At 67.1% G+C, this 9,627-nt stretch carries 10 protein-coding genes and 1 pseudogene; 8 read left to right on the forward strand and 3 right to left on the reverse strand.

The annotated features are described in order from the left end of the window. Positions 1 to 172: 172 nt before the first annotated feature. Complete coding sequence (locus J0695_RS30980; RefSeq protein WP_206967659.1) at positions 173 to 508, forward strand: peptidase inhibitor family I36 protein; 336 nt, start codon at positions 173 to 175, stop codon at positions 506 to 508. Between the two features lie 48 nt (positions 509 to 556). Next, complete coding sequence (locus tag J0695_RS30985; RefSeq protein WP_206967661.1) at positions 557 to 868, forward strand: small hydrophobic protein; 312 nt, start codon at positions 557 to 559, stop codon at positions 866 to 868. Here J0695_RS30985 and J0695_RS30990 read toward each other — a convergent pair. Beyond that, positions 865 to 1,641, reverse strand: coding sequence for a potassium channel family protein (locus J0695_RS30990; RefSeq protein WP_206967663.1), 777 nt, complete (start codon positions 1,639 to 1,641; stop codon positions 865 to 867). The genes J0695_RS30985 and J0695_RS30990 overlap by 4 nt on opposite strands. 77 nt (positions 1,642 to 1,718) lie before the next feature. After that, positions 1,719 to 4,451 carry a pyruvate dehydrogenase (acetyl-transferring), homodimeric type gene (gene aceE / locus J0695_RS30995; protein ID WP_206967665.1) on the reverse strand — a complete coding sequence of 911 codons (2,733 nt, stop codon included), beginning with the start codon at positions 4,449 to 4,451 and terminating at the stop codon, positions 1,719 to 1,721. 445 nt (positions 4,452 to 4,896) lie between these two features. On the opposite strand from aceE, the gene J0695_RS31000 reads away from it, so the two are divergent. From J0695_RS31000 to J0695_RS31025, 6 genes are all read left to right on the forward strand, one after another. Beyond that, positions 4,897 to 5,334, forward strand: a complete 438-nt coding sequence (locus tag J0695_RS31000) for a DUF3052 domain-containing protein (RefSeq protein ID WP_206967667.1) — start codon at positions 4,897 to 4,899, stop codon at positions 5,332 to 5,334. A 142-nt stretch (positions 5,335 to 5,476) separates the two neighbouring features. After that, a complete protein-coding gene (locus J0695_RS31005) occupies positions 5,477 to 5,944 on the forward strand; it encodes a peroxiredoxin (RefSeq protein ID WP_206967670.1) in 468 nt (155 codons plus the stop codon). 129 nt (positions 5,945 to 6,073) lie between these two features. After that, entirely contained in the window at positions 6,074 to 6,649 is a 576-nt protein-coding gene (locus tag J0695_RS31010) for a TerD family protein (protein WP_206967672.1), read from the forward strand. A 95-nt stretch (positions 6,650 to 6,744) separates the two neighbouring features. Beyond that, positions 6,745 to 7,320 carry a TerD family protein gene (locus J0695_RS31015; RefSeq protein ID WP_206967675.1) on the forward strand — a complete coding sequence of 192 codons (576 nt, stop codon included), beginning with the start codon at positions 6,745 to 6,747 and terminating at the stop codon, positions 7,318 to 7,320. 22 nt (positions 7,321 to 7,342) lie between these two features. Next, positions 7,343 to 8,485, forward strand: coding sequence for a DUF475 domain-containing protein (locus J0695_RS31020; RefSeq protein ID WP_206967678.1), 1,143 nt, complete (start codon positions 7,343 to 7,345; stop codon positions 8,483 to 8,485). A gap of 103 nt (positions 8,486 to 8,588) precedes the next feature. Beyond that, positions 8,589 to 9,326 (forward strand): TerD family protein, encoded by a 738-nt coding sequence (locus J0695_RS31025; RefSeq protein ID WP_206967679.1) that lies wholly within the window; start codon positions 8,589 to 8,591, stop codon positions 9,324 to 9,326. 36 nt (positions 9,327 to 9,362) lie between these two features. Here J0695_RS31025 and J0695_RS44285 read toward each other — a convergent pair. Beyond that, positions 9,363 to 9,627 (reverse strand): annotated as a pseudogene (locus J0695_RS44285) (TerD family protein); the annotation flags it as partial.

The following is a 9,627-nucleotide window of genomic DNA, read 5'->3' on the forward strand; positions in this document are numbered from 1 at the left end:
GCGGGCGCGGCTCACATCTGACGTCAACACCGCGCCACGGACAGCCCCGCCGGACAGTTCCGGCGGGGCTGTCGCCTATCCGGGTGGTGTGTGCCGCGGGGCCTTCCGTACGTCGTCGCACGCAGGTCAGCGTGGTCCCGACCGATCCGCACCACACGGGGGCTGATTCCTGATGCGTACGACCATGATCACCGCAGCGGCCCTGGCCGCCACCGTCCTGCCCCAGCTCGGGGAGTGCGCGACAGGCCAGTTCTGCCTCTGGAGCAGGCCAGGATTCAAGGGCGCCCACCAGAGTTACGAGCTCTCCACCGTCGATGTCGACAGCTGCACCCCGCTCCCCGCAGGAACGACAGCCCAGGCCCTGGTCAACCGCACGGGACGGCCCGTCACCACCTACCAGTCGGCCGAGTGCGCGGAGACCGGCGAGTTCGAGACGTACCCGGGCGGCGGCACCTGGGTCCCTCAATCTCCGTACCTGGTGCGGGCCTTCAAGGTCTGGGAGCGCTGAGAGCGGGTACGTGAGGGCTGGGCCCGAATCGACAACCTCAAGGGAGTGATGATGACGGGCTATGGAAACACCTCGCGTACGCGCAAGACCCCCCGCTCACGCGGCCGTATGAGGTCGGGGAGCGGGCCGGACCGCGCGACGCTCGGGATCATCGGGCTGGTCTGCGCGATCGCCGGATTCTTTGTACTGGGCATCATCCTGGGCCCGGTCGCGGTGGTCGCCGGCTGGCTGAGCATGGGCCGCCGATGGGCCGGCTCGAACATCCCCGCCGTGGTCGCGGTGGCGCTCGGCGCCATCGACATCGTGCTGGCCCTCGTCTGGCTGGTCGGCCAGGGCACCCCGGGCAACGGGCTCTTCTAGCGCATCGGCTGGTCTGCGGTCGCGGCGGTGTCTGCCTGTGAGGGCAGCGCCGTCGCCGACAGCTGTCTGACCTCGGCCCGCAGGGAGACGACCTCGGCCGTGAGCGCCTCGATCGCGGCCGTCTGGCGGCGCTCCTCCTGGTCGTCCCTGTTGAAGCGCGAGATGAACCAGGCCGCGATGTTCGCGGTCACCACACCCAGCAGTGCTATGCCCGAGAGCATCAGCCCGACCGCGACGATGCGGCCGAGCCCCGTGGTCGGCGCGTGGTCGCCGTAACCAACCGTCGTCATCGTGGTGAACGACCACCACAGCGCGTCGCCGAGCGTCTTGATGTTGCCGCGCGGGGCGTCCCGTTCGGCCTGCAGGACGGCGAGCGAACCGAACATCAGCAGCCCCACCACCGCACCCCCGACATAGGTCGTGAGCTGTATCTGCGGGGCCATTCTGGCCCGCCGCCCGACCAGGGTGAGGGTAGAGACCAGCCGCAGCAGCCGCAGGGGCTGGGCGAGGGGCAGCAGGACCGCGATCAGGTCAAGCCAGTGGGTGCGTACGAAGAACGCCCGGTCGGGAGTGAGCACCAACCGCACCAGATAGTCGACGGCGAAGGACGCCCACACCACCCATTCGGTGACCGAACAGACCGCGTGGACCCAGGAGTCGGCGTCGGGCGCGACGATCGGGACCGTGTACGCGAGGGCGAAAGCGACGGCCAGCGCAAGGAGGGGCCACTGGGTGTGCCGCTCCCACCGCATCTGTGCTGGTTGCTGCTTCATGGAACGCATCGTAAGGACAACGGAGAGGCGGCGGGACCCGGAAGGTCCCGCCGCCTCTCCTCGTGCGTCCGCGATGCCTACGCGTCGCCGCCCGCGGCACACGGGTCGGCCGAGGTCACGTCCAGGAGCTGGTAGCGGTCGACGGCCTGCTTCAGCAGCGAGCGGTCGACCTTGCCCTCCTTGGCGAGCTCGGTGAGCACCGCGAGGACCACCGACTGCGCGTCGATGTGGAAGAAGCGGCGGGCCGCGCCACGGGTGTCGGCGAAGCCGAATCCGTCGGCGCCCAGCGACTGGTAGGGGCCGGGCACCCAGCGCGCGATCTGGTCGGGCACGGACCGCATCCAGTCCGAGACGGCCACGAACGGTCCTTCGGCGCCGGCCAGTTTCTGCGTGATGTACGGGACGCGCTGTTCCTCCTCCGGGTGGAGGAGGTTGTGCCGCTCGACGTCGACGGCCTCGCGGCGCAGCTCGTTCCAGGAGGTCGCGGACCAGACGTCGGCCTTGACGTTCCAGTCCTCCGCGAGGAGCCGCTGGGCCTCCAGGGCCCACGGCACCGCTACGCCCGACGCCATGATCTGGGCCGAGATCGCGCCCTGTTCACCGGCCTTGTAGCGGTGGATGCCCTTGAGGATGCCGTCGATGTCGACGTCCGCGGGCTCGGCCGGGTGCTGGATCGGCTCGTTGTAGACGGTGAGGTAGTAGAAGACGTCCTCGCTGTCGGGGCCGTACATCCTGCGCAGACCGTCCTTGACGATGTGCGCGATCTCGAACCCGAAGGCCGGGTCGTAGGCGACACAGCCCGGGTTGGTCGAGGCGAGCAGCTGCGAGTGGCCGTCGGCGTGCTGCAGACCCTCACCGGTCAGTGTCGTACGACCGGCGGTCGCACCGAGCACAAAACCGCGCGCCAACTGGTCGGCCATCTGCCAGAACTGGTCACCGGTGCGCTGGAAACCGAACATCGAGTAGAAGACATAGACCGGGATCAGCGGCTCGCCATGGGTGGCGTACGCGGATCCGGCCGCGATCAGCGACGCCGTGCAGCCCGCCTCGGAGATGCCGTCGTGCAGCATCTGACCGGTCGGCGACTCCTTGTAGGCGAGGAGCAGATCGCGGTCCACGGCCTCGTACTGCTGGCCGAGCGGGTTGTAGATCTTCGCGCTCGGGAAGAACGCGTCCATGCCGAAGGTGCGGTACTCGTCGGGCGCGATCAGCACGAACCGCCTGCCGATCTCCTTGTCCCGCATGAGGTCCTTCAGGATGCGGACGAACGCCATGGTCGTGGCGATCGACTGGTTCCCGGAACCCTTCTTCGCAGCCGCGTACGTCTTGTCGTCGGGCAGCACGAGCGGCTTGGAGCGGACGACACGCGTCGGCACGTACCCGCCGAGCGAGTTGCGCCGGTCGTGCATGTACTGGATCTCTTCGGAGTCGCGACCCGGGTGGTAATACGGCGGGTAGTCCGAATCCAGCTGCTGGTCCGTGATCGGGATGTGCAGCCGGTCGCGGAAGCGCTTGAGGTCCTCGGTCGTCAGCTTCTTCATCTGGTGGGTCGCGTTGCGGCCCTCGAAGTTCGGGCCGAGCGTCCAGCCCTTGACGGTCTGGGCGAGGATCACGGTCGGCTGGCCCTTGTGCGCCTTGGCCGCCGCGTAGGCCGCGTACACCTTCTTGTGGTCGTGACCACCACGGCCCAGGTGCAGGATCTGCTCGTCCGACATGTTCTCGACCATGCCGCGCAGCCGGTGGTCGCCGCCGAAGAAGTGATCGCGGATATACGCGCCGGTCTCGGTCGCGTACGTCTGGAACTGGCCGTCCGGGGTCGTGTTGAGCTTGTTGACCAGGATGCCGTCGCGGTCCTGCGCGAGCAGCGGGTCCCAACTCCGGTCCCAGACCAGCTTGATGACGTTCCAGCCGGCACCGCGGAACTGCGACTCCAGCTCCTGGATGATCTTGCCGTTGCCGCGGACAGGGCCGTCCAGGCGCTGCAGATTGCAGTTGACGACGAAGGTGAGGTTGTCGAGGCCCTCACGGGCGGCGATGGAGAGCTGGCCGAGCGACTCGGGCTCGTCCATCTCGCCGTCGCCGAGGTAGGCCCAGACGTGCGACTTGGAGGTGTCGGCGATGCCGCGCGCCTCCATGTAGCGGTTCATCCGCGCCTGGTAGATCGCACCGAGCGGGCCGAGACCCATCGAGACGGTCGGGAACTCCCAGAAGTCCGGCATGAGGCGCGGGTGCGGGTAGGAGGAGAGCCCGTACGGCGCCTTGGACTTCTCCTGGCGGAACGCGTCCAGCTGCTGCTCGCTGAGCCGGTCGAGGAGGAACGCGCGGGCGTAGATGCCGGGCGAGGCATGGCCCTGGAAGAAGATCTGGTCGCCGCCGTCGCCCTCGTCCTTGCCGCGGAAGAAGTGGTTGAAGCCCACGTCGTAGAGCGAGGCGGAGGAGGCGAAGGTGGCGATGTGGCCGCCGACCCCGATCCCGGGGCGCTGGGCGCGCGAGACCATCACGGCGGCGTTCCAGCGGGTCGCGTTGAGGACCTTGCGCTCGATCTCCTCGTTGCCGGGGAAGAACGGCTCGTCCTTGGTGGCGATCGTGTTGACGTAGTCCGTGCTGCGCATCTCGGGCACGGCCACGCGCTTCTCTCGCGCGCGCTCGATCAGGCGGAGCATCAGATAGCGGGCACGCTCACGGCCCCGCTCGTCGACGGCGGCGTCGAGGGAGTCCAGCCATTCCTGGGTCTCTTCGGGATCGAAGTCCGGGACCTGGCTGGGAAGGCCGCCAATGATGATCGGGTTGCGATCGGATCCGGAAGCCACGCTGTTCCTTCGCTGTTCGGTGGTGCGACTACAGGGACGTCTGCGGTGTGGAGTGCGGGGTCGGGCCGCTTCCATCGTGGACCGCCCTGGCCCAAACGTCATCTCTACCGAGAGGTAACCACCGTACGGCAGGGAGTTCGGCCAAATCGCACCCTTACGCCCATCTCGTACACGCGTTCCCGCCCCTGAATCTGGCCTTTCGAGGGCCCGGACGGCCCACCCGAGCCCCGGATGGTCACAAACCCGGACCAACCGTGTGTGACAAATCACGAGGAGGGGTCCGGACCCGCCAGGAGTTGGGGTGAGGTGCCTGGAAACGTCACCGTTTCGGCGGTCTCGGGGGCCGGGTACTTGCGCGATCCGCCTGGCCCGTGTGGACTACGGCCAACGTCCCGCGCACGCGCGTGGCTGAAGCATTTCCCGAAAAACGATCAGGAGGCAATCCGTGAGCGCGACCGCGGACCACGCGGAGGAGCGGACCAACCCGGCAGTACGCCTGGGGTTCGAGCCCGGACAAGTGGTCCAGGAGATCGGCTACGACGAAGACGTCGAGCTGGAGCTCCGTGAGGGCATTGAGGCCATTACCGGCCAGGAACTCGTCGACGAGGAGTACGACGACGTCGCTGACGTCGTGGTGCTCTGGTTCCGAGACGAGGACGGCGACCTTACGGACGCGCTGGTTGACGCCATCGGTCTGATCGAAGAGGGCGGCGCGGTCTGGCTGATGACTCCGAAGACAGGCCGAGACAGCTATGTCGAGCCGAGTGACATCAACGAGGCCTCGCAGACTGCGGGCCTCGCCCAGACCAAGAGCGTCAGCGCCGGCAAGGACTGGACGGGAAGCCGTCTGGTCACCCCGAAGGGGGCGAGGTCCAAGCGCTGAGCCACCACCGGCTCCGTAAGGACTTCGGACAAGAACAGTTCCGTACAAACACAGTGCAGGGCCCCCACCGACCTGGTCGGTGGGGGCCCTGTGCATAGGCTGGACGCCACCTGAACGGCGCAAACGAAGGGAAGGCGTTTCCATGGCGATCGAGGTCGGCACCAAGGCACCGGAATTCGAGCTGAAGGACAACCACGGCCGGACTGTGCGGCTCTCCGACTTCTCGGCTCCCGGTGACGCCAAGAACGTGGTGCTGCTCTTCTACCCCTTCGCATTCACGGGTGTGTGCACCGGCGAGCTGTGCGCGCTCCGCGACGAACTCCCGAAGTTCGTCAACGACGACGTACAGCTGCTCGCCGTCTCCAACGACTCGATTCACACCCTGAGGGTCTTCGCCGAGCAGGAGGGGTTCGAATACCCGCTCCTGTCCGACTTCTGGCCGCACGGCGAGGTCTCGCGCGCCTACGGTGTCTTCGACGAGGCCAAGGGGTGCGCGGTGCGCGGCACCTTCATCATCGACAAGGAGGGCGTGGTCCGGTGGAGCGTCGTCAACGGCCTGCCGGACGCGCGTGACCTGAACGAGTACATCAAGGCACTCGACGCCCTCTGAGAACAGCGTGCTGAGAACAGCCTGCTGACAAGAGCCTGCCGTGGCCGGGAACCGGTCACTAGGATCGATTCGTTGATCCGATGCCAACGTAATTGCACCAACCTGTGGCAACACATCTAGGGAGGACTCGTGGGAGTCAGCCTCAGCAAGGGCGGCAACGTCTCGCTGACCAAGGCCGCGCCCAACCTGACCGCGGTCATCGTCGGTCTCGGATGGGACGCGCGTACCACCACCGGAGGCGACTTCGACCTCGACGCCAGCGCTCTGCTGACGAACGAAGCGGGGAAGGTCGCCAACGACTCGAACTTCGTCTTCTTCAACAACCTCAAGAGCCCGGACGGCTCGGTCGAGCACACGGGTGACAACCTCACCGGTGAGGGCGAGGGCGACGACGAGGTCATCAAGGTGAACCTCGCCGGGGTTCCCGCCGATGTCTCCAAGATCGTCTTCCCGGTCTCGATCTATGAGGCCGAGAGCCGCCAGCAGAGCTTCGGCCAGGTCAGGAACGCGTACATCCGCGTGGTGAACCAGGCCGACAACACCGAGCTGGCGCGGTACGACCTGAGCGAGGACGCCTCGACGGAGACCGCCATGGTCTTCGGCGAGCTCTACCGCAACGGCGCGGAGTGGAAGTTCCGTGCCATCGGCCAGGGGTACGCCTCGGGGCTGCGCGGTATCGCCCAGGACTTCGGCGTCAACGTCTAGCAGGGTTTTCTCTTCGCCGGCGCCGCACACGACGAGTGCGGCGCCGGCGCGTTCATCCAGGCTGTGTCTTCGTACCTCGGGGAGGATCCAAGACCATGGGCGTCACGCTCGCCAAGGGAGGCAATGTCTCCCTCTCGAAGGCCGCACCCAACCTCACGCAAGTGCTGGTCGGGCTCGGCTGGGACGCACGCTCCACCACCGGAGCCGACTTCGACCTCGACGCCAGCGCGCTGCTGTGCCAGTCCGGGCGGGTGCTCGGCGACGAGTGGTTCATCTTCTACAACCAACTGACCACTCCGGACGGCTCGGTGGAGCACACGGGTGACAACCTCACCGGTGAGGGCGAGGGTGACGACGAGTCACTCCTGGTGGACCTCTCCAAGGTCCCCGCGCACTGCGACAAGATCGTCTTCCCGGTCTCGATCCATGACGCGGACAACCGGGGCCAGACCTTCGGCCAGGTCGCCAACGCATTCATCCGTGTCGTGAACCAGGCCGACGGCCAGGAACTGGCGCGGTACGACCTGAGCGAGGACGCCTCGACGGAGACCGCGATGATCTTCGGCGAGCTCTACCGGTACAGCGGCGAATGGAAGTTCCGCGCCGTTGGGCAGGGGTACGCGTCCGGACTCCGGGGCATCGCTCTAGACTTCGGGGTCAACGTTTCGTAAAGCCTTACCAATGGGGTAGCCAGTGATTCTGAAAACCTTCGGCTGGTCGTTCGCGATCACCGCGATCGGCCTGGCCTTGGGGGTGCTCTACGACGGCTGGACGGCGTTCGGCGTCGTCGCCATCCTGGCGGTCCTCGAGGTCTCGCTCTCGTTCGACAACGCGGTGATCAACGCCGGCATCCTGAAGAAGATGAACGCCTTCTGGCAGCGCATCTTCCTCACGGTCGGTGTGCTGATCGCGGTCTTCGGCATGCGGCTGGTGTTCCCCGTCGTCATCGTCGCCATCAGCGCCAAGCTCGGCCCCATCGAGGCGGTCAGGCTCGCGCTGAACGACAAGGACCGCTACCAGCAGCTCGTCACCGACGCACACCCGTCCATCGCCGCCTTCGGTGGCATGTTCCTGCTGATGATCTTCCTCGACTTCATTTTCGAGGACCGGGACATCAAGTGGCTCGCATGGCTGGAGCGCCCCCTCGCCAAGCTCGGCAAGGTCGACATGCTGTCGGTCTGCATCGCGATGATCGTCCTGCTGGTCTCGTCGTTCACCGTCGCCGCCCATGCCCACCAGCACGGCGGGGTCCATGTGAACAAGGCGGAAACGGTCCTGATCTCCGGACTCGCCGGTCTGATCACGTATCTCGTGGTCGGCGGTCTGTCCGGCTTCTTCGAGAACCGTCTCGAGGAAGAGGAGGAGCGCGAGCACGAGGCCGAGGAAAAGGCCCAGAAGAGCGGCAGCGTCGTCCCTGCCGCCGTCATGGCCGGCAAGGCCGCGTTCTTCATGTTCCTCTACCTCGAGGTCCTCGACGCGTCCTTCTCGTTCGACGGGGTCATCGGCGCCTTCGCCATCACCAACGACATCGTGCTGATGGCGCTCGGCCTGGGCATCGGCGCCATGTACGTACGGTCGCTGACGGTCTACCTGGTCCGCCAGGGCACCCTCGACGACTACGTCTTCCTGGAGCACGGCGCGCACTACGCGATCGGCGCGCTCGCCGTCATCCTGCTCGTCACCATCCAGTACGAGATCAACGAGGTCATCACCGGCCTCGTCGGCGTCGTACTGATCGCCTGGTCCTTCTGGTCGTCGGTGCGCCGGAACAAGCGCATCGCCGCGGAGGGCGGCGGGGATTTTAGCGAAAAGCAAGAAGTCTCGTCCGGGGTGTGACCCGGACCTGATTGCGGAACGCTCTAGCGGGGCGGCTTCGGGGCGCACAGCCTCCGAGCCGCCCCGCTGGGCTGTGCGGGACACGAGAAAACTGGGGTGGGCGATGGCCTTCTGGGACAGTCTCAAGCGGGAGAACCATCCGCACTACGAGTCGGGCAGTGCGGCGTCCAACGCCATCGAGCTGACGAAACGGCACCCCTCGGTGTCGCTCACCAAGCAGGGGGCGACCTCCGGCAACCTGCGCGTCAACCTGTCGTGGCGGATGCGTACGTCGGACATCGGCGGCAGGTCGCGGGGGAGTGGCAGCCTGCTGCGGCACCCCTTCAAGATGTTCCAGCCCGACGTGGTCCAGGCGCACACCCAGGGGGTCGTCAACGTCGACCTGGACCTGGGCTGCCTCTACGAGCTCCAGGACGGCGCCAAGGGCGTGGTGCAGCCGCTGGGCAGCCTCTTCGGGGACCTGAACGTGCCGCCGTACGTCCAGCTGAGCGGCGACGACCGGTTCGGCTCCCCGTCCGGCGAGACGATATTCGTCAACCTCGACCATCGCGAGGAGATCAAGCGGCTGCTGGTCTTCGTCTACATCTACGACCAGACACCGGCCTTCGACCGTACGCACGCCGTGGTGACGCTCTACCCGAGCAACGGGCCGCGGATCGAGATCAACCTGGAGGAGCGGGCTCCGGAGGCACGTTCCTGCGCGGTCGTCTCCATCGAGAACATCAAGGGCGACATGGTCGTGCGCCGCGAGGTGCAGTTCGTCTACGGCTTCCAGGCGGAGCTCGACCGGCTGTACGGGTGGGGACTGCAGTGGGGCCGGGGCTACAAGGCCAAGATCTGACGCGCTGCCCGGCGCCGCGGGCTCAACCCCGAGGGCTCAGCGCGGCAGGAACTGCGGGCCCATCGGCGGCAGCCGGAAGTTCGGGTCGGGGGCGAAGGCCGCCGCCGCGGCCGGCTGCGGATAGCCGTACGCGGGCTGGGTCGTCGCCGACTGCGGGTATCCGCTCCGCTGCGCTTCGCCTCGGCTCCAATATGGTTCTCCGGATGCCGAGCCCGCCGAGGAGGGCTGCGGCACCACGGTCTGCGGGTAGCCGTAGCCCGGCGGGGCCTGGGGCTGCGCCGGCGGGCTACGGCTACCCGCA

This window comes from Streptomyces beijiangensis (genome assembly GCF_017315755.1).
GTDB lineage: Bacteria > Actinomycetota > Actinomycetes > Streptomycetales > Streptomycetaceae > Streptomyces > Streptomyces beijiangensis.